General features: G+C 69.8%; 17 protein-coding genes and 4 tRNA genes. 16 read left to right on the forward strand and 5 right to left on the reverse strand.

Annotation, left to right across the window (positions count from 1 at the left end; all coding sequences use genetic code 11):
* Nucleotides 1–39: 39 nt before the first annotated feature.
* The 3 genes from fxsT (at nucleotide 40) to HNR57_RS10725 (ending at nucleotide 4,253) form a co-directional block, all read left to right on the forward strand.
* Nucleotides 40–2,940, forward strand: a complete 2,901-nt coding sequence (gene fxsT / locus HNR57_RS10715) for an FxSxx-COOH system tetratricopeptide repeat protein (RefSeq protein ID WP_184560351.1) — start codon at nucleotides 40–42, stop codon at nucleotides 2,938–2,940.
* A gap of 144 nt (nucleotides 2,941–3,084) precedes the next feature.
* A tRNA-OTHER gene (locus HNR57_RS10720) sits at nucleotides 3,085–3,175 on the forward strand.
* Between the two features lie 250 nt (nucleotides 3,176–3,425).
* Complete coding sequence (locus HNR57_RS10725; RefSeq protein ID WP_184559280.1) at nucleotides 3,426–4,253, forward strand: hypothetical protein; 828 nt, start codon at nucleotides 3,426–3,428, stop codon at nucleotides 4,251–4,253.
* A gap of 99 nt (nucleotides 4,254–4,352) precedes the next feature.
* On the opposite strand, the gene HNR57_RS10730 is transcribed toward HNR57_RS10725, so the two are convergent.
* Nucleotides 4,353–6,566: an MFS transporter gene (locus HNR57_RS10730; RefSeq protein ID WP_184559282.1), complete on the reverse strand. Its 2,214-nt coding sequence runs from the start codon at nucleotides 6,564–6,566 to the stop codon at nucleotides 4,353–4,355.
* A gap of 388 nt (nucleotides 6,567–6,954) precedes the next feature.
* Between HNR57_RS10730 and HNR57_RS10735 the strand changes: the two genes are divergently transcribed.
* The gene (locus HNR57_RS10735) at nucleotides 6,955–7,167 is read left to right on the forward strand and encodes a hypothetical protein (protein WP_030839769.1); all 213 of its coding nucleotides are present in this window, start codon (nucleotides 6,955–6,957) and stop codon (nucleotides 7,165–7,167) included.
* A 28-nt stretch (nucleotides 7,168–7,195) separates the two neighbouring features.
* On the opposite strand, the gene HNR57_RS10740 is transcribed toward HNR57_RS10735, so the two are convergent.
* On the reverse strand, nucleotides 7,196–7,852 hold the full coding sequence (locus HNR57_RS10740; RefSeq protein WP_184559284.1) for an NAD(P)H-binding protein: 657 nt from the start codon (nucleotides 7,850–7,852) through the stop codon (nucleotides 7,196–7,198).
* A 124-nt stretch (nucleotides 7,853–7,976) separates the two neighbouring features.
* Nucleotides 7,977–9,236, reverse strand: coding sequence for an amidohydrolase family protein (locus HNR57_RS10745; RefSeq protein ID WP_184559286.1), 1,260 nt, complete (start codon nucleotides 9,234–9,236; stop codon nucleotides 7,977–7,979).
* 236 nt (nucleotides 9,237–9,472) lie between these two features.
* Between HNR57_RS10745 and HNR57_RS10750 the strand changes: the two genes are divergently transcribed.
* The 9 genes from HNR57_RS10750 (at nucleotide 9,473) to HNR57_RS10790 (ending at nucleotide 14,670) form a co-directional block, all read left to right on the forward strand.
* Nucleotides 9,473–9,545: transfer RNA gene (locus HNR57_RS10750), tRNA-Thr, on the forward strand.
* A 47-nt stretch (nucleotides 9,546–9,592) separates the two neighbouring features.
* Nucleotides 9,593–9,665 (forward strand) — tRNA-Met (locus tag HNR57_RS10755).
* Between the two features lie 88 nt (nucleotides 9,666–9,753).
* Nucleotides 9,754–9,918 (forward strand): 50S ribosomal protein L33, encoded by a 165-nt coding sequence (gene rpmG / locus HNR57_RS10760; RefSeq protein ID WP_003948671.1) that lies wholly within the window; start codon nucleotides 9,754–9,756, stop codon nucleotides 9,916–9,918.
* Between the two features lie 100 nt (nucleotides 9,919–10,018).
* Nucleotides 10,019–10,471: a MaoC family dehydratase N-terminal domain-containing protein gene (locus HNR57_RS10765; protein ID WP_184559288.1), complete on the forward strand. Its 453-nt coding sequence runs from the start codon at nucleotides 10,019–10,021 to the stop codon at nucleotides 10,469–10,471.
* Between the two features lie 8 nt (nucleotides 10,472–10,479).
* The gene (locus HNR57_RS10770) at nucleotides 10,480–10,908 is read left to right on the forward strand and encodes a MaoC family dehydratase (RefSeq protein ID WP_184560353.1); all 429 of its coding nucleotides are present in this window, start codon (nucleotides 10,480–10,482) and stop codon (nucleotides 10,906–10,908) included.
* Nucleotides 10,909–11,020: 112 nt separating this feature from the next.
* Nucleotides 11,021–11,575, forward strand: a complete 555-nt coding sequence (locus tag HNR57_RS10775; protein ID WP_184559290.1) for a TetR/AcrR family transcriptional regulator — start codon at nucleotides 11,021–11,023, stop codon at nucleotides 11,573–11,575.
* 92 nt (nucleotides 11,576–11,667) lie between these two features.
* Nucleotides 11,668–13,104 carry a DHA2 family efflux MFS transporter permease subunit gene (locus HNR57_RS10780; RefSeq protein ID WP_184559292.1) on the forward strand — a complete coding sequence of 479 codons (1,437 nt, stop codon included), beginning with the start codon at nucleotides 11,668–11,670 and terminating at the stop codon, nucleotides 13,102–13,104.
* A 31-nt stretch (nucleotides 13,105–13,135) separates the two neighbouring features.
* Nucleotides 13,136–13,516: a DUF3291 domain-containing protein gene (locus HNR57_RS10785; protein ID WP_184559294.1), complete on the forward strand. Its 381-nt coding sequence runs from the start codon at nucleotides 13,136–13,138 to the stop codon at nucleotides 13,514–13,516.
* A gap of 98 nt (nucleotides 13,517–13,614) precedes the next feature.
* Nucleotides 13,615–14,670, forward strand: a complete 1,056-nt coding sequence (locus HNR57_RS10790; protein WP_184559296.1) for a UDP-N-acetylmuramate dehydrogenase — start codon at nucleotides 13,615–13,617, stop codon at nucleotides 14,668–14,670.
* A gap of 340 nt (nucleotides 14,671–15,010) precedes the next feature.
* Here the strand turns inward: HNR57_RS10790 and HNR57_RS10795 are convergent, their stop codons facing one another.
* On the reverse strand, nucleotides 15,011–16,042 hold the full coding sequence (locus tag HNR57_RS10795; RefSeq protein WP_184559298.1) for an adenosine deaminase: 1,032 nt from the start codon (nucleotides 16,040–16,042) through the stop codon (nucleotides 15,011–15,013).
* 137 nt (nucleotides 16,043–16,179) lie between these two features.
* A complete protein-coding gene (locus HNR57_RS10800) occupies nucleotides 16,180–17,406 on the reverse strand; it encodes a pyridoxal phosphate-dependent aminotransferase (RefSeq protein ID WP_184559300.1) in 1,227 nt (408 codons plus the stop codon).
* Nucleotides 17,407–17,712: 306 nt separating this feature from the next.
* Here HNR57_RS10800 and HNR57_RS10805 point away from each other — a divergent pair.
* The 3 genes from HNR57_RS10805 (at nucleotide 17,713) to nusG (ending at nucleotide 19,083) form a co-directional block, all read left to right on the forward strand.
* A tRNA-Trp gene (locus tag HNR57_RS10805) sits at nucleotides 17,713–17,785 on the forward strand.
* 108 nt (nucleotides 17,786–17,893) lie between these two features.
* Nucleotides 17,894–18,178: a preprotein translocase subunit SecE gene (gene secE / locus HNR57_RS10810; protein WP_030233953.1), complete on the forward strand. Its 285-nt coding sequence runs from the start codon at nucleotides 17,894–17,896 to the stop codon at nucleotides 18,176–18,178.
* A gap of 80 nt (nucleotides 18,179–18,258) precedes the next feature.
* Nucleotides 18,259–19,083, forward strand: a complete 825-nt coding sequence (gene nusG, locus HNR57_RS10815) for a transcription termination/antitermination protein NusG (RefSeq protein ID WP_184559302.1) — start codon at nucleotides 18,259–18,261, stop codon at nucleotides 19,081–19,083.
* Nucleotides 19,084–19,211 lie beyond the last annotated feature (128 nt).

Here is a 19,211-nt window from a genome sequence, read left to right on the forward strand (position 1 = left end):
CGGTTAACGTGACAATTATCAGAGGATGGGGGGTCAATGGTGACCGACACCGCGCAGCGGTTCTTCGTCAGCTATGCGGGCCCGGACCGTGTCTGGGCGGAGTGGGTGGGCTGGCAGCTCAAGCGGGCGGGGCATGAGGTTGAGCTGGACAGGTGGGACTGGCGCACTGGGGACGACTTCGTCCAGAAGATGAACGTTGCTCTTGTCAGGGCCGACGCGATGGTGGCCCTGTTCTCCAAGAACTACTTCGCCGCCGGACGGTGGACCCAAGAAGAGTGGTCGGCCACCGTGGCCAAGCGGGGGCGGCTCGTTCCGGTGGTGATCGAGCCTCTGGCCGACGACGACATCCCAGCCCTCCTGGCTGGGAGGCTGCGTACGGACCTCCACGGGCTGGACGAATCTGCCGCTACTGCTTCCCTGCTCGAAGCGGTTCATGGACCGGTTCCCCCTGCTGGTCCGGTCGCCTTTCCTGGCGCTGCCTTGGCTGACTCAGATACAGAATCCGACCCACAGCGCCCCCGGCTACCTAGCAGTGTCGGTCTGCCCAAGGTATGGAACGTCCGCCGCCGTAATCCAGACTTCTTCGGTCGCGAGGCTGAAATGATTCAGCTTCGTGCCGGATTGCTCAGCGGACGCCAGGCAGTGGTCCAGGCACTGCACGGCATGGGCGGCATTGGTAAGACCCAGATTGCTTTGGAGTACGCCCACCGCTTCGCCAGCCAGTACGACCTCGTGTGGTGGGTTGATGCCGAACAAGCCGACCAGTTACCCGTCCGCTACACCGAACTCGCCGAACGCCTCGGCATCGCCAAATCCGACGCCGGTACCGAAGCGAATGCACGTGCTCTTCTCCAGTATCTGCGGGCGCGGCACCGATGGCTTCTCATCCTAGACAACGCTGAAAAGCCTGATCAGATCGAGCCTTGGCTCCCAGAGGGGACCGGCCACGTTCTGATCACCTCACGCGACCCAGACTGGCATGGGATTGCTCACCAGAGTGACCTGGGTGTGTTTACCCGCGCCGACTCCCTGGCCTACGTTCAGGCTCGTATCCCGACAATCGCCACGGAACAGGCCGACCTCCTCGCGCAGGACCTCGGCGACCTGCCCCTTGCGCTCGCCCAAGCTGCGGGAGTTCTGCGCAGCGGCATGACCGTGGACCGCTATCGTCAACTCCTGACCACCAACACCGCCCGCCTCCTTCAGGAGAGCGATGTTCGCGACTACCCCGCGCCGCTGGCTGCGACAGTTAACATCGCCGTCACCCGCCTCATGGACGACGGCCACCCCGATGCCACTGCTCTGCTCCGCCTCGGAGCGTTCCTCGGCCCCGAACCCATTCCCACCGCCTGGCTGGAGACAGCCCGCTCCCGACTGACCAGCATTCCCGGTGATCCAGACGACCCGATGTGGCTACGCAGCGCCCTTCAGCCCCTCAGCCGCTTTGGACTGGCCCGCACTGACGTCAACGCCTGCCAAATCCATCGACTGACTCAGGCCATCGTCCGCACGGAGACCAGCTCTGATCTGGCTGTAGCGATTGGCGACGACGTCATTGCCGTCCTCATGGCAGCAAACCCGGGCGACCCACAATCCCCAGCTGAATGGTCGGTGTGGGCATCCCTTACTGCCCACCTCACCATTCCCCACGTTTCCACTGCGGTTATCGACCGACCCGAAATGCGTCCAACGCTTTCCAAGGCTGTCCATTTTCTCCTCAGCAGCGGTCAACCACGCGTCGCCTATGACCTTAGTGCGACGCTGCATCAGGTGTGGATTAACGCATTGGGGCCAGATCACCCTGACGTGCTCACCTGCGCACAGCGTGTGGGACATGCCAGCGCTGACCTTGGCGACTACGCCAAAGCCCGCTCAGTCATTGAGGACCTTGTTACTCGTCGTCGCCGTATTTTGGGGGAGGACCATCCTGACACCCTTCAATCCGCCAACAACCTTGCCAACACCTTGCATGCCATGGGGGATTACGCGGAGGCTCGGCGGATGCAGGAGGAGGTCCTTGCTCGTCGTCGCCATGTTTTGGGGGAGGACCACCCCGGCACCCTCGAATCCGCCATGAACCTCGCCAACATGTTGGACGATTTGGGAGAGTACGCGGAGGCTCGGGCGATGCAGGACGACGCCCTCGCACGTTGTCGCCGGGTCTTGGGTGAGGACCATCCTGACACCCTCCAATCCGCCAGCAACCTCACCACCACCCTGAGCGCATTGGAGGAGTACGCGGAGGCTCGGCGGATGCAGGAGGACGTTCTCGCTCGTCGTCGCCGTATTTTGGGGGAGGACCACCCCAGCACTCTCACCTCCGCCAACAATCTCGGCAACTCCCTGCGCGAATTGGGGAAATGCGCGGAGGCTCGGGCGATGCAGGAAGATGTCGTTTTTCGTCGTCGTCGTGTTTTGGGGGAGGACCACCCTCACACCCTCGCCTCTGTCAGCAACCTCGCCACCACCTTGAACGCCATGGGGGAGCACGTGGAGGCTCGGCGGATGCAGGAGGACGTTCTCGCTCGTTGCCGTCGTGTTTTGGGGGAGGACCACCCCAACACCCTCTCCTCCGTCAGCAACCTCGCCACCACCTTGAACGCCATGGGGGAGCACGTGGAGGCTCGGCGGATGCAGGAGGACGTTCTCGCTCGTCGTCGCCGTATTTTGGGGGAGGACCACCCCAATACCCTCCTCTCTGCCAGTAACCTCGCCAAAACCCTGCGCGATCTCCGTCGTAACTCGGAGGCCGTTGAGCTCCTGAAGGACGTACATGCTCGCTGCCCTCGCGTCCTCGGCGAGAAGCACCCCGGCACTGCGCGTGTCACCCGGAGTCTCGCTGCTGCGCTGACGGCGATGGGCAGGACATATGAGGCCCAACAACTGACGGGCCGAAAGCTCGGCAAAAGCAGGCGCCGTTTCGGCCGCAAGCGGCGGTGACCTCGCGGGTGCCGGCGCTTACCGTGTGCAATGCAAGACCGCGCTCACACTGTGACCAGTTGCTAGAGCAGATACGACACGAAAGCGGATGTTCCCTGATGGTCTCAGCTCTCTGTGGGGCAGGCCTGGGGCAATGCACTCTGTGGCAGTTCAATCTGCTGGTCATGAGCAGGGGCGCGCGCAGACTGTAAATCTGCCGGCTCAGCCTTCCCAGGTTCGAATCCTGGCGCCGCCACACTGGGGAAGACCCCCTCTCCTCTACGGAAACGTAGGCGAGAGGGGGTTTTTCGTTGTCTCAGTGGTCCTCTGGGGCGCCCCTGGGGTGAGCATGATCACGCCGCTTCGCGGCAGCCACCTGCACATTGCACGCCAACGGCGGCCCAACAGCAGGTGGTTCACGACGTCTGCCAGGAGCCCGTCGGCGGGCATGAACTCGTCAGATACGCTGCCGCCTCCTATCACGGCATTCTCCTGAAGAGGTGTGCATGAAAACAGGCAGACGAACCGTCGCGGTGGCCACGCTCGTGGGGGCGCTGGGGCTTTCGGTGCTGAACGCGCCGGCGGCCCAGGCGGCGGACACCGGCATCACCGTGTCAGACATCGTCATCAACAACGGCAAGCCGATCGTCGTCGGCACGTCGAAGGAGGTGGAGCCGCCCATCAGCTTCAACATCGCGCTGCCTTCCGGGTACAGCACCTCCGACCCCTCCCGCTACGACGCGTACCCCTTCCTCTACCGCGGCACCATCAAGACGGCGGCCGACACGGGAGAGAACTTCATCCAGCCGGGCAGCTACACCTGCTACGAGACCGACTCCAAGCACGCTCGCTGCGAGGGCAACCTCTACATCGACCCGCACCCGAGCCAGGAGCACGTCGACTCCAACAGCGACGCCACGACCTGGAAGGTCGGCGTCTCGCTGCGGCTGTGGAAGGCCGACGGCGGCCTCAAGACCGGGGAACTGGAGACGCGGTCAGCGACCGCCCAGCTCAAGCGCGCGGCCAAGGCGACCACCAACGCCACGCCGGAGCCGGTCACCAAGGGCAAGCCGATCTCCGTCACGGGCAAGCTGACCCGGGCGAACTGGAGCACCAAGAGGTACGACGCCTACAGCGGCCGCACGGTCAGCCTCCAGTTCCGCGCCAAGGGCACCGACACCTTCAAGACGGTCAAGAAGGCGACCACCAGCAGCACCGGAGGACTGAAGACCACGGTCACCGCCTCGGTCGACGGCTACTACCGCTGGGTGTACTACGGCAACTCCACGACCGGCGTCGCCACCAGCGCGGCCGACTACGTCGACGTGCGCTGACGCCGATCCGCCGGCGCGGCTTCTCCCGGGATGACGGTGGGCGGGCGGGGGCGCGTCGCGGCGACGCACGCCCCTCCGCCCGGCTACCCGGCCACCCCGCTATCCGACTGTGTCCTGCTCCCCGGCGTGGGCGAGTTCGATGTCGTGGTCGTCCACGCCGGTGCCCGGGACCGTCAGCGGCGCCGTCCGGGGCGGGTAGCCGGTCGCGATGACCGTGTACGCGCCGGTGTCCAGGTCGGGGAAGGCGTAGGCCCCGTCGAGACCGGTTCGCGTCGTGGCGACCACGTTGCCCGCCGCGTCCACCAGCGTCACCCGCGCGTCGCTCAGCGGCACGCCCCCTCCGCGCACCGTGCCGCGTACCTGCGCGCCGGGCCGCAGTTCGAGCTCGACCCGGGTCGTCCCGGCTCCGCCGATCTCGACGACCTGGGCCAGCGGCCGGTGCTTGGGGGAGCTGACGGCCAGCGTCACCGGCCCCGGCACCAGGTCGGTGACCGTGAACTCGCCCAGTACGTCCGTCCGTGTGGTGGCCAGCACCTCCCCGCGCACGTCCGTCATGATGACCACCGCCCCGGCGACCGGTGTCCCGCCCTCCGCGGAGCGAACCACCCCGGCGAGGCCGCTGGTGCCGCTCAGCAGCACGTCGTACGCCACCGGCTCACCGGCCACGACGATCGTGGACGCCTGCGGCTGGTAGCCCTCCGACGCGGCGATCAGGACGTACGATCCGGCGCCCGGAGCGTCCACGCCGTACGACCCGTCACTCCGCGAGACCGACCGCCCGATCTGCTGGCCGCCGAGCGAGATCAACGTCACAGCGGCCCCGCCGACGGCGGCCCGGTCGGCCCCCAGCACCCGGCCCCGCACGGCGATCCCGGCCCGTTCGGCAGTGGCCACCCCCGCCTCGGCCGGTGCTCCGGCGGCCGGTGCTCCGACGACCGGCTCCCCACCCGCGGAAGCCTTTGCCACCGGCGCTTCCGCCGCCACCTCCGCAACCGGCGCCGCAGCCCGCTGCCGCGGAATGAACGAGGCGACCGCGAAGGCCAGCAGCGCGGCCCCCGCCCCGACCGCCAGGACGACCTTGAATCCGTCCTGGGACGGCAGCGGTGTCCGCCCGAAGTCCGTCGTCATCCGGGCCAGGATCACCCCGGCCACCGCGCTGGCGGTCGACGTACCGATGGACCGCATGAGCGTGTTGAGGCTGTTCGCCGCGCCCGTCTCCGAGGCCGGGACGGCGCTCATGATGAGTGCGGGCATCGAGCCGTAGGTGAAGCCGATACCGGCGCCGATGACACAGGTGACGAGCACGAAGTGCCAGAGCTCCGACATCAGCGCGATGTTCAGCCCGTACCCGGCGGCCACGATGAAAGCGCCGGTCATCAGGGTGATCTTCGGGCCCTTGGCCTTGGACAGGGCGGCGGAGACGGGAGCCGTGGCCATCATGACCAGGCCGGACGGAGCCATGGTCAGCCCGGCGACGAGCAGTGACTTGCCGAGACCGTATCCGGTCGCCTCAGGCAACTGCAGGAGCTGCGGAATGACCAGGGACATCGCGAACATCGCGAACCCGACGGCGATCGAGGCGAGGTTGGTGACGAGCACCTGGCGACGAGCGGTGGTCCGCAGGTCGACCAGTGGCTCGCCGACCCGCAGCTCCCACCGGCCCCACACCAGCAGCACGACGACGGCCGCCGCGAACAGGCCGAGGGTGGTGCCGCTGCTCCAACCCCAGTCGCCGCCCTTGGAGATGGCCAGCAGCAGTGACACCAGACCCACCGCCATACCGATGCCGCCGACCAGGTCGAAGCGCCCGCCGGTACGCACTGTCGACTCCGGCACGATGGCCGGCACCAGCGCGAGGGCGACGACACCAAGACCGGCGGAGGCCCAGAACAGGGCGTGCCAGTCGAAGTTGTCCGCGATGAGCGCGGCGGCGGGCAGTCCGAGGGCGCCGCCCACGCCGAGTGAGGCGCTCATCAGCGCGGTCGCCGACCCGAGCCGTTCGGCGGGCAGTTCGTCCCGCATGATGCTGATGCCGAGCGGGATCACGCCGGAGGCGAGGCCCTGTAGTGCCCGTCCGGCGATCATCGGGGCGAGTGAGTCGCTGAGCGCGGCGGTCACCGAGCCGGCCACCAGCATCACAAGGCTGATCAGCAGCAGCCGCCGCTTGCAGTACATGTCGCCGAGCCGGCCCGTCATCGGCGTGGCGACGGCGGCGCCGAGCAGGGTGGCGGTGACGGCCCAGGCGGTGTCCGAGGCGGGGGCGCTCAGCAGCCGGGGGAGCTCCGGGACGATCGGGATGACCAGGGTCTGCATCAGCGAGACCACGATCCCGCCGAAGGCCAGGACCGCGACGACGGCGCTCGCCCGGGGCGCGGGGGGCTCCCCGGTGTCGGCGGGTCGGGGAAGGGCGTGGGACGTGGCCGGGCCTCCGTAGGGGCGTCAAGGGGCAGCGCGACCCGACCAAGCTAAGCCAATTGATTGACTTAAGCAACTGGATCGAGCTGCGCGACCACCGGGCTCCACGACGAACCGGGCTCCACGACGAACCGGGCTCCACGACGAACCGGGCTCCACGACGAACCGGGCTCCACGACGAACCGGTCTCCACTACAGCCGAAGTCCACGGCATTGAGGTCCGCGAAAGGCGCAGCCACCGCAGGGGAGCGGCCCGGCCGGTCCGCCCGCGCGGCACACTGGCCCCATGTCCTCCCGTCGCAGAGTCTGCCCCGAGTGCCGTCGCGAGATCGCCGTCGTCGCCGGGCGGTACGCGCGCCACGACCCGCCAGGCGCCCGTGAGCACGGCGAACTCACCTCGTGCCCGGGCTCCCGCCGCCAGGCCCGCCCGGGCCCCGAGCAACCGTCCCTGGACGGCTACACGGTCCCGGACTTCCCCGGCCAACTGCCCCTGTTCTAGGCCCCGCCCGCGCGGCGGGCCGCCAACCTCAGTTCCCCGCCACCGACTTCACCGCCACCGAGACCGGCGCCGACCCGCTGATGAGCTCCAGGGTGAGCCCGGCCGTCGCGGAGGTGTCCACCAGCTCCGCCAGCACGGCGGCCACGTCGTCGCGCGGGATCGGGCCGCGGCCGGTGCGGGCCTCCAGACGTACGAGACCGGTACCGGCGTCGTCGGTGAGCCGGCCGGGGCGCAGGATCGTCCATTCCAGGGCGTCCAGCCCGCGCACGTACGCGTCCGCCTCGCCCTTGGCGCGCAGGTAGACGTCGAAGATCTCGTCGCCCTGGTGGCGCGGGTCGGCGCCCATGGACGACACGACCACGAAGCGCCGTACTCCTGCCTTCACCGCCGCGTCCGCGAAGAGGATCGCCGCGGCCTTGTCCACCGTGTCCTTGCGGGTCGCCCCGCTGCCCGGGCCAGCGCCCGCCGCGAAGACCGCGGCGTCAGCGCCCCTCAGCCGCTCCGCGACCTCGTCCACGGACGCCGACTCCAGGTCGAGCACGACCGGTTCGGCACCGGCCTGCCGCAGATCGTCCGCCTGCTCGGCCTTCCGGATGATTCCCGCTACCTCGTCCCCGCGCGCGGCGAGCAGCCGCTCCAGCCGCAACGCGATCTGACCATGACCACCAGCGATGACAATGCGCATGTCTTCGACCGTACGCCTCGACAGCACCGTCCGCCGCACGCCTTCGCCGCACCCGCCGCAGGCCTTTCGGCTTCGCCCGCACCCGCCGCACGCCCAACGGCCCCGACCGCACCCGCCGCAGGCCTCACGGCCCCTCACCCCGGCCCTGCCGCGGCAGCCCCAGCTCCACCGAGGACGCCGAACTGCAGTACTCCCGCACCGCGCTGGTCCGCGCCACCACGCGCCCCTGGTGCACGACGATCCGGCTGTACGCCAGGGACAGCACCCCGGCGAGCCGGTCCCCGCGCACCGCGAGCAACTCGGCGGGGAAACCGGCCTCGACCCGCACCTCGGGCAGCCCCAGTACCGCGCGCGCCGACGAGCTCACCGCGTCGTACGCCTCCTCGGGCGCCAGCCCGTAACGCGAGGCCAGCAGGAAGGCCGCCTCCAGTGGGTCGCCACGCCCCACCGGGTTGGACACGTCCCGCAGCGCCCCGCTCCCGGCGGTCACCCGAACCCCGGCCGCGCGCAGCAGCCGGACGGGCGCCGCCCCGCGCCGGTCGACGCCGCCGCAGCCGCCCTGGGGCAGGCACACCACCGCCACCCCGGCCGCCGCGAGCTGGTCGGCCGTCCGCGAGGCCACCTCGGAGGGCAGCCGGCCGAGATCGCCGCAGGGGCTGAGGGACACCCCGGGGCGCAGCCCGCCCGCCATCGCCGCGAGCCGGGCCAGCCGGGCCGGGTCCCCGGCGTCCGTGTGCAGGTCGACGGGGCAGCCGTGCTCGGAGGCCAGCTCCAGGACCGCCTCCACGTACCCCGTCGGGTCGGGGTCGAGGTCCGGCCGGCCGCCCACCGCCGAGGCGCCCATCTTCATCGCGTCCCGCAGCACCGCGAGCCCGTCCGCACCGGCCACGCCGGTCAGCACCCGGGGCATCGCCACCGTCGTCAGCTCCGCCAGCCCGCGCAGCGCGCGCCGCGCCTGCAGTACGGCCGCGAGCGCGCCCAGCCCCTGGACGTCCCCCACGCGGACATGCGCCCGCAGCGCCGTCGCCCCGTGCCCGAGCTGGAGCAGCGCGGCCTCCGTCGCCCGGCGCTGCACGTCGTGCGGCTCGTGAGAGGCAGGCCCCTCGGTATCGGCCGACAGGGCCGTGTCGGCGTGGGCGTGCGGCTCGGCGGGAGCCGGCAGCAGCAGGTAGCCCTTGAGGTCCACGCGCGTCCCGCACGCGCGCGTGCCGCCCGCGCCCAGACTGCCGGCCGTGCCGACCGCCTCGATACGCCCGCCGCCCAGCCGTACGTCCACGGTCCGGCCGTCGGTGAGCCGCGCCCCGCACAGCAGCAGCGACGACGGGTCGGCCGGACCCGGCGAGGACGACGGGGGCGGTGGTGGCTGCGGCCGGCTGTCGGGCATCGCACTCCAGGGGCTCGGGCTGGCACGGGAGGACGCATGATCACGCAGAGTGAGACGAGCCTAGGACGGCCCCCTGCCCGCGGCGGGGAGGAGCGCAATAGTCGTACCGGCGTGGTCCGCTCACGGAACGGGAGGGGCCCGGGAGGCCGCCGGGAGGACGGTCCGGGCGCCCGGAGCGGGTGCCTCGAAACGGATTTGGGTGAACGGCGGCGGAGCGTGTAATGTCTTCATCGCTCGCCCCAATAGCTCAGTCGGCAGAGCGTCTCCATGGTAAGGAGAAGGTCAACGGTTCGATTCCGTTTTGGGGCTCTGGTGTGACTGGCTCCCGTCGCAAGACGGGGTCCGGACCACATCAAAGCGGTGTAGCTCAGTCGGTAGAGCAAGCGGCTCATAATCGCTGTGTCACCGGTTCAAGTCCGGTCACCGCTACTGACAGTAGCCGATTGCGGGGTCGGTCCTTCGATCGGCTACTCTTCTTGCGTTAAACAGTCCATCCGTTCGTCTTAGGAGCACTCACGTGGCTGCCACCGACGTCCGCCCGAAGATCACGCTGGCCTGCGTGGAGTGCAAGGAGCGGAACTACATCACCAAGAAGAACCGGCGTAACAACCCGGATCGTCTGGAGATGAAGAAGCACTGCCCGCGTTGCAACGCGCACACCGCGCACCGCGAAACGCGATAAATCAGGCTCGTACGCGAGGCCGTTCCCGAGTGATCGGGGGCGGCCTCGCGTCGTTGAAGGACCCGTACCGGTCAGTAGAGCTACCAGGAGGTGCCGAGCCATGGCGCTCGACCAGTCCTTCGTGGGGCGGACGTACCCGCCCACCGCGCCATACGAGGTGGGCCGGGAGAAGATCCGTGAGTTCGCCGAGGCGGTCGGCGACGCCAACCCGGCGTACACGGACGCTGAGGCCGCCAAGGCACTGGGGTACCCCGATGTGATCGCGCCGCCGACCTTCGTGTTCGCGATCACCTTCAAGGCGGCGGGCGAGGTCGTCCAGGACCCGCAGCTCGGCCTGGACTACAGCCGCGTGGTGCACGGCGACCAGAAGTTCGCCTACCGGCGCCCCGTCCGCGCCGGCGACCGTCTCACGGTCACCTCGACCATCGAGGCGATCAAGTCCCTCGCGGGCAACGACATCGTGGACATCCGCGGCGAGGTGCACGACGAGGCCGGCGAGCACGTCGTGACCGCCTGGACCAAGCTCGTGGCCCGCGCGGCCGAGGAGGCGTGAGCGACCCCATGACCGCGAAGATCTCCTACTCCGACGTCGAGGTCGGCACCGAACTGCCCGCCCAGACCTTCCCCGTGAGCCGAGCGACCCTCGTGCGCTACGCGGGCGCCTCCGGCGACTTCAACCCGATCCACTGGAACGAGAAGTTCGCCAAGGAGGTCGGCCTGCCGGACGTCATCGCGCACGGCATGTTCACCATGGCCGAGGCGATCCGCGTGGTCACCGACTGGGCCGGAGACCCGGGCGCGGTCGTCGAGTACGGCGTCCGCTTCACCAAGCCGGTCGTCGTCCCGAACGACGACCAGGGCGCCGTGATCGAGGTCGCGGGCAAGGTCGCCGCCAAGCTCGACGACAACACGGTCCGCGTGGACCTGACTGCGACCAGCGCCGGGCAGAAGGTGCTGGGCATGTCCCGGGCGGTCGTGCGACTGGCCTGAGGCGGCCACGGCATCGCGTAAGGGGCGCTCTCCATTGGGGGGCGCCCCTTACGCATGGCGCGTGCCGGGTATCGCTTGACAGAGTTAGTGATTGAGCACTAACTTCGAATGCATGGCAAGGATGAGTGCGGAAGAGCGGCGCGAGAGCGTCATCCGGGCCGCGATGACCGAGTTCGCTCGCGGTGGTTACCACGGCACCTCGACCGAGGCGATCGCTCGCCGGGTCGGCGTGTCGCAGCCGTACCTCTTCCGGCTCTTCCCCGGCAAGAAGGCCATCTTCCTGGCGGCGGCGGAGCGGTGTGTCGAGGACACCATCCGGATGTTCGCGGAGGCGGCCGAGGGGCTGGAGGGTGAAGAGGCCCGCCACGCGATGGGTGCCGCGTACGTCGAGACCATCTCCGAGCAGCCCGAGCGGCTGATGATGCAGATGCAGATGTACCTCGCCGTCGCGTCCGCCGAGGAGGAGGGGGACCGTGAGTTCGGCGAAGCCGTACGCGCGGGCTGGATGCGGCTGTGGGACACCATCCACCTGCCGCTGGGCGCCGACGCCCACGAGACGACGACCTTCCTCGCCCAGGGCATGCTCATCAACTGCCTGGTGGCCATGGGTTTCCCGGCCGATCACCGAGTCTGGGCAGGGCTGGGTGCACCGGAGTCCGACGACTGACGCAGCGGAGTGAGAAGGGCCGCCCTTTTCATGACCTCGAAAGTTAGTAATCAATAACTAATCGATCACGGCACACACTCCATGGGGGAGCGATGTCACAGCAGACCACACGTCGCGGGGGAGCCGCCTGGGCCCTCGTCATCACCAGCGTCGCCGGATTCATGGCGGCCCTCGACAACCTCGTCGTCACCACCGCCCTGCCCTCCATCCGGGAGGACCTCGGCGGAGGACTGCACGATCTGGAATGGACCGTGAGCGCCTACACGCTCACCTTCGCCGTCCTGCTGATGTTCGGTGCCGCCCTCGGCGACCGCTTCGGCCGCCGCCGGCTCTTCATCGCCGGGCTCGCCGTCTTCACCGGAGCCTCCGCCGCCGCGGCCATGGCGCCCGGCATCGACTCCCTCATCGCCGCCCGCGCGGTCCAAGGCGCCGGCGCCGCGGTGATGATGCCGCTGACGCTCACCCTGCTGACCGCCGCCGTGCCCGTCGCCAAGCGCGGCATGGCGTACGGCATCTGGGGCGCCGTCAACGGACTCGCCGTCGCCTCCGGACCGCTCGTCGGCGGCACCCTCACCGAGCACATCTCCTGGCAGTGGATCTTCTGGCTGAACGTCCCGCTGGGCCTGGCCCTGATCCCGGTCGCCCGACTCCGCCTCGCCGAGTCCCACGGCACCGGGGCCCCGCTCGACGTCCCCGGCACCCTGCTCGCCAGTGGCGGCCTCTTCGGCATCGTCTACGGCCTGGTCCGCGGCCCGGCCGACGGCTGGACCTCCTCCCTCGTCCTGACCGGCCTGTTCGCGGGCGGAGCGCTGCTCGTCGGCTTCATCCTCTACAGCACGCGAGCCAAGAACCCCATGCTTCCGATGCGGCTGTTCCGCTCCCGGGCGTTCTCCGGCATCAACGCGGCGAGCCTGCTGATGTTCCTCGGCATGTTCGGCTCGATCTTCCTGCTCAGCCAGTACATGCAGGGCGTCCTCGGCTACTCGCCCACCGAGGCGGGCCTCAGGATGCTGCCGTGGACCGGCATGCCGATGCTGGTCGCCCCGATCGCCGGCATCCTGGCCGACCGCATCGGCGGCCGCCCGGTCGTCGCCGCAGGCCTCTTCCTGCAGGCGCTGGGCCTCGGCTACATGGCGGTCGTGGCCACGGCCGACGCCTCCTACGTGTCCCAGCTGCCCGCCCTGATCGTCAGCGGCGTCGGCATGGCACTGTTCTTCGCCCCCGCCTCGCACCTGGTCATGTCCAGCGTGCGGCCGTCGGAGCAGGGCATCGCCTCCGGCGCCAACAACGCCCTGCGCGAGGTGGGCGGGGCGCTCGGCATCGCCGTCATGGGGTCGATCTTCGCGGCCCAGGGCGGCTACGAGACCGGCCAGACCTTCGTCGACGGCATGCGGCCCGCCCTGGTGACGGGTTCCGCGGTGGTCGCCCTCGCCGGCGTCGCGGCCCTGCTGATACCGACCCGGCGGCGCACCGAGCGGCAGGCCGGGCCGGCCGAACCGGCACCGGTGCTGGAGACGGCCGCCCACTGACCCCGAAGGACCCGAACAAGGAGAAGCGGCCATGCCCACTCTTCCCTGGACCGTCCCGAACACCCCGCCCCGCGACACCGAGGTGTACGTCTTCGCCTCCCGCTTCGAGACCCGCACGCTGTGGGGAGCCCTGAGGTTCCTCGCCGGGACGCCCGCCGTCTGGCGGCAGGTCCGCCGGAGCCCCGGCGCCTACGGAGCGACCCTCAAGGCGAAGCCCCTGCAGCGGACCTTCTGGACCCTGTCGGCCTGGGAGTCCAAGGACGCGCTGCACGCCTTCGTCCGCGCCGGTGCCCACGGCCCGGCCTCCCGGGGCCTCGCCCCGCAGATGAGGGACTCGGCCTTCACCACATGGCAGGTGAGCAGCGACGACCTCCCGCTCTCCTGGTCCGAGGCGCTCCGCCGACTGTCCTGAGAGCCACCACGCGCGCGTGCGGCCCCCTTGCCCCGGCGAAAGGGGGCCGCACCCACACGTGCCCGGCGCCGTCAGTGCCGTCTCGTACTCTTGAGCCCGTGCAGGAACTCCACGACGCCCCTCTCGCCCCGCTGACGACCTTCCGGCTGGGCGGCCCCGCGACCCGGCTGGTCACCGCGACGACGGACGACGAGGTGATCGCCGCCGTCCGCGAAGCCGACGAGGCGGGCACCCCGCTGCTGCTCATCGGCGGCGGCTCGAACCTGGTCATCGGCGACAAGGGCTTCGAAGGCACCGCCCTCGTCATCGCCACGAAGGGCTTCGCCCTCGACGGCACGAGCCTGGAGCTCGCGGCCGGCGAGATCTGGACCGACGCGGTCGCCCGTACGGCCGAGGCGGGTCTGGCCGGCATCGAGTGCCTGGCCGGCATCCCCGGCTCCGCGGGCGCGACCCCCATCCAGAACGTCGGGGCGTACGGCCAGGAGGTCTCCTCCACGATCACCGAGGTCGTCGCCTACGACCGCCGCGCCGGCGACACGGTCACCCTGGCCAACGAGGACTGCGCCTTCTCCTACCGCCACAGCCGCTTCAAGTCCGACCCCGAGCGCTACGTGGTCCTGCGGGTCCGCTTCTCCCTGGAGGACGCCGGGGGCCTCTCCGCCCCCCTCCGGTACGCCGAGACGGCCCGCGCCCTCGGTGTGGAGGCGGGCGACCGCGTCCCGCTCGCGCAGGCCCGCGAGACGGTGCTCAAGCTGCGCGCAGGCAAGGGCATGGTCCTGGACCCCGAGGACCACGACACCTGGTCGGCGGGCTCCTTCTTCACCAACCCGATCCTCACGGACACGGACTTCGCGACGTTCCGCGCACGCGTGCGAGAGCGGCTCGGCGACGGGGTGGAGCCCCCCGCGTACCCGGCCGGCGACGGCCACACCAAGACCTCCGCGGCCTGGCTGATCGACAAGGCGGGCTTCACCAAGGGCTACGGCGACGGTCCGGCCCGCATCTCCACGAAGCACACGCTGGCGCTCACGAACCGGGGGAGTGCGACCACTGAGGACCTCCTCGCCCTGGCCCGCGAGGTCGTGGCCGGAGTCCGCGAGGCCTTCGGAATCACCCTGGTCAACGAGCCGGTGACGGTCGGAGTCAGCCTGTAGGCACCCGGCGCCACCGCTGAGGCCGGGTGGGTCCGCAGCTTGGCGTAGCGGGGTGCCGGTACGTTGGCGCTGAGGCCGGGTGGGTCCGCAACCCGGCGCAGCGGGGTGCCGCTGCGCCCACCCGTGCCGCCCCCAGCGGCACGCATGCCCGCAGCTGGGGCGGTCCGCACCCGCGTACGGCGAGCAGGGGTCGTGTCGGGGGGTGTCCGCCCGCAGCGGTTGGCGCGTCAACGGACAGTCAGTCGGCGTCCGACCCCATCGCGCCGTTCCGAGGACGGACACCCCCCGGCGCGGCCCCGACCCACCACCCGGCGCCAGGCGAAGCGGACGCGCACCCGCGCTACGACGCCAGCCAGTCATCCACCCCCGCCAGCAGCTTCGCTTTCACGTCCTCCGGCGCCGCCGACCCCCGCACCGACTGCCGGGCCACCTCCGCCAGCTCCGCGTCCGTGAACCCGTGATGCCGTCGCGCGATCTCGTACTGCGCGGCAAGACGCGACCCGAACAGCAGCGGGTCGTCCGCGCCCAGCGCCAACGGAACACCCGCCTCGAACAGCGTCCGCAGCGGCACGTCCTCCGGCTTCTCGTACACGCCCAGCGCCACGTTCGACGCCGGGCACACCTCGCACGTCACCTGCCGGTCCGCCAGCCGCTTCATCAGCCGGGGATCCTCCGCCGCCCGCACGCCGTGCCCCACCCGGTTCGCCCCGAGGTCGTCCAGACAGTCCCGTACCGACGAAGGCCCCGCCAGCTCACCCCCGTGCGGCGCCGACAGCAACCCGGCCTCGCGCGCGATCCCGAAGGCCCGGTCAAAGTCCCGCGCCATCCCCCGCCGCTCGTCGTTCGACAGCCCGAACCCGACCACGCCCCGCTCCGCGTACCGCACCGCCAGCCGCGCCAGCGTCCGCGCGTCCAGCGGGTGCTTCATCCGGTTCGCCGCGACCAGCACCCGCATCCCGAGCCCGGTCTCCCGCGACGTGGTCTCCACCGCGTCCAGGATGATCTCCAGCGCCGGGATCAGCCCGCCCAGCCGCGGCGCGTACGACGTCGGGTCGACCTGGATCTCCAGCCACCCCGACCCGTCCCGCACGTCCTCCTCCGCGGCCTCCCGCACCAGCCGCTGGATGTCCTCCGGCTCCCGCAGGCACGAGCGCGCCGCGTCGTACAGCCGCTGGAAGCGGAACCAGCCCCGCTCGTCCGTCGCCCGCAGGCTCGGCGGTTCCCCGCTGATCAGCGCCTCACTCAGCGCGTCGGGCAACCGCACGCCGTACTTGTCGGCCAGTTCCAGCACGGTCGAGGGCCGCATCGACCCGGTGAAGTGCAGGTGCAGATGGGCTTTCGGCAGCTCAGAGACATCACGTACACGCTCCATCCAAAGATCCTGCCGCATGCCTCAGCAGTCCCGACAGCGTTTTCCCCGAACGTGGTCTTGCTCGCACGCGCACACGACGAAGCGGGCCGCTCCCCGCAAGGGGAACGGCCCGCCCATCACCTCACGTGAGGTGCAGGTCAGTCCCGCGCCTCCGCCAGCAGCTTCTGGATCCGGCTCACACCCTCGACCAGGTCCTCGTCACCCAGCGCGTACGACAGCCGCAGGTACCCGGGCGTGCCGAACGCCTCGCCCGGCACCACCGCGACCTCGGACTCCTCCAGGATCAGCGCGGCCAGCTCGACCGTGTTCTGCGGCCGCCTGCCCCGGATCTCCTTGCCGACCAGCGCCTTCACCGACGGGTACGCGTAGAACGCGCCCTCCGGCTCCGGGCACACCACGCCGTCGATCTCGTTCAGCATCCGCACGATGGTCTTGCGGCGCCGGTCGAAGGCCTCACGCATGGTCGCCACGGCGTCCAGGTCACCGGAGACGGCGGCCAGCGCGGCGGCCTGGGCGACGTTGGACACGTTCGACGTGGCGTGCGACTGCAGGTTGGTCGCGGCCTTGACGACGTCCTTCGGGCCGATGATCCACCCGACGCGCCAGCCGGTCATCGCGTACGTCTTCGCGACGCCGTTGACCACGACGCACTTGTCGCGCAGCTCCGGCAGCACCGCCGGCAGCGACACGGCGGAGGCGTCGCCGTAGACGAGGTGCTCGTAGATCTCGTCGGTCATCACCCACAGGCCGTGCTCGACGGCCCAGCGGCCGATCGCCTCGGTCTCCTGCTCGCTGTAGACCGCGCCGGTCGGGTTGGACGGCGAGACGAAGAGGACGACCTTCGTCTTCTCCGTACGGGCCGCCTCCAGCTGCTCGACGGTCACCCGGTAGCCGGTCGTCTCGTCGGCGACGACCTCCACCGGGACACCCCCGGCCAGCCGGATCGACTCCGGGTACGTCGTCCAGTACGGCGCGGGCACGATGACCTCGTCGCCCGGGTCGAGGATCGCGGCGAAGGCCTCGTAGATGGCCTGCTTGCCACCGTTGGTGACCAGGATCTCCGAGACGTCCGGCTCGTAGCCCGAGTCGCGCAGCGTCTTCGCGGCGATCGCGGCCTTCAGCTCGGGGAGGCCGCCGGCCGGCGTGTAGCGGTGGTACTTCGGGTTCGAGCAGGCCTCGATGGCCGCCTGGACGATGTAGTCCGGAGTCGGGAAGTCGGGCTCACCGGCGCCGAAGCCGATCACCGGCCGCCCGGCGGCCTTGAGGGCCTTGGCCTTGGCGTCCACGGCGAGGGTGGCGGACTCGGAGATCGCGCCGACTCGGGCGGAGACCCGGCGCTCGGTGGGAGGGGTTGCAGCGCTCATGGGGCCCATCGTTTCAGACCGGAAACGCGCGCGGCACGGGGGTTTCACAGACTGAACAACGTCGGGCAAACCCCTGAACAACAGTGCGGATCGCCTGCACGGCCTGCGCGATCTTCAGCGGATTCTCGTCAGTCCGCCCGCCGTTTGGGAGGCGATCTTCCGCCAACGAGCCCTGCCGCGGGCCCTTTCTGTTCGACGACCGGCCGCGGAGCACGTACACTCTCACCTCGTTGGCCTCTCGCAGGCCGCGCCCGTTCGGTGCACACCAAGCATCCGGATGGATGCGGTACGTTGGGTGGCACACAAAGGGTCGTAGCTCAATTGGTAGAGCACTGGTCTCCAAAACCAGCGGTTGGGGGTTCAAGTCCCTCCGGCCCTGCTACACACACCTTCGCCAGGATGTGTGCGCATGTACGTACAGCAATGCACCGCCGTGCGGCTCAGACCGGGCGCGGCACGGCCACGACCCGGAATCAGGTGAGGACGAGTGACGGACGCCGTGGGCTCCATCGACATGCCTGATGCCCAGGACGAGGCGCCGGAGTCGAAGAAGACCCGCAAGGGTGGTAAGCGTGGCAAGAAAGGCCCGCTGAAGCGCCTTGCCCTCTTCTACCGCCAGATCGTCGCGGAACTGCGCAAGGTCGTCTGGCCGAGCCGTAACCAGCTGACGACCTACACGACCGTGGTGATCATCTTCGTCGTCATCATGATCGGCCTGGTCACCGTGATTGACTATGGGCTCAGCAACGCCGCCAAGTACGTGTTCGGCTGAGCAGTCCGCGAAGAGCGCCGAGGTACCCGGCGCTCCTTTCGCATGTTCCACCCCCATGTATCCAGGAAGAAGCAGCCACCGTGTCTGACCCGAACGTGAACGACGCCATCGAGCCGGTCGAGTCCGTCGAGGACGAGCTCGACATCGTCGAGGGCGCGGACAACGAGGACACCGAGGCCTCCGCCGAGGTCGAGGCTGCCGCCGTCGAGGACGACGCCGCTGAGGCGGAGACCGAGGACGGCGAAGAGGCCGCGGAAGAACTCGTCGAGGAAGAGCCCGAGGACGACCGCGACCCGATCGAGAAGCTCCGCGAGGAACTGCGGGTCCTGCCCGGCGAGTGGTACGTCATCCACACCTACGCCGGCTACGAGAACCGCGTGAAGACCAACCTGGAGCAGCGCGCCGTCTCGCTGAACGTCGAGGACTACATCTTCCAGGCCGAGGTGCCGCAGGAAGAGGTCGTCCAGATCAAGAACGGCGACCGCAAGACGATCAAGCAGAACAAGCTCCCGGGCTATGTCCTGGTCCGCATGGACCTGACGAACGAGTCCTGGGGCGTCGTCCGCAACACCCCCGGCGTGACCGGCTTCGTGGGCAACGCCTACGACCCGTACCCGCTGACCCTGGACGAGATCGTCAAGATGCTCGCCCCCGAGGCCGAGGAGAAGGCCGCCCGCGAGGCCGCCGAGGCCGAGGGCAAGCCGGCTCCGCAGCGCAAGGTCGAGGTCCAGGTGCTGGACTTCGAGGTCGGCGACTCGGTCACCGTCACCGACGGCCCGTTCGCCACGCTGCAGGCGACCATCAACGAGATCAACCCGGACTCGAAGAAGGTCAAGGGCCTGGTCGAGATCTTCGGCCGCGAGACGCCGGTCGAGCTCTCCTTCGACCAGATCCAGAAGAACTAACTTCCGGACTCACCGCTTCCGCGCAGGTCAGGCGATCGCTCCGGCGCTTGCCTGACCTGCTCGGTTTTTGGCCGCGCATCTATACCCGTTATCGTTGTGCGGTATGCCTGCATCCGGGTGGTCCCCGG

Source organism: Streptomyces paradoxus (genome assembly GCF_014202475.1).
GTDB lineage: Bacteria > Actinomycetota > Actinomycetes > Streptomycetales > Streptomycetaceae > Streptomyces > Streptomyces paradoxus.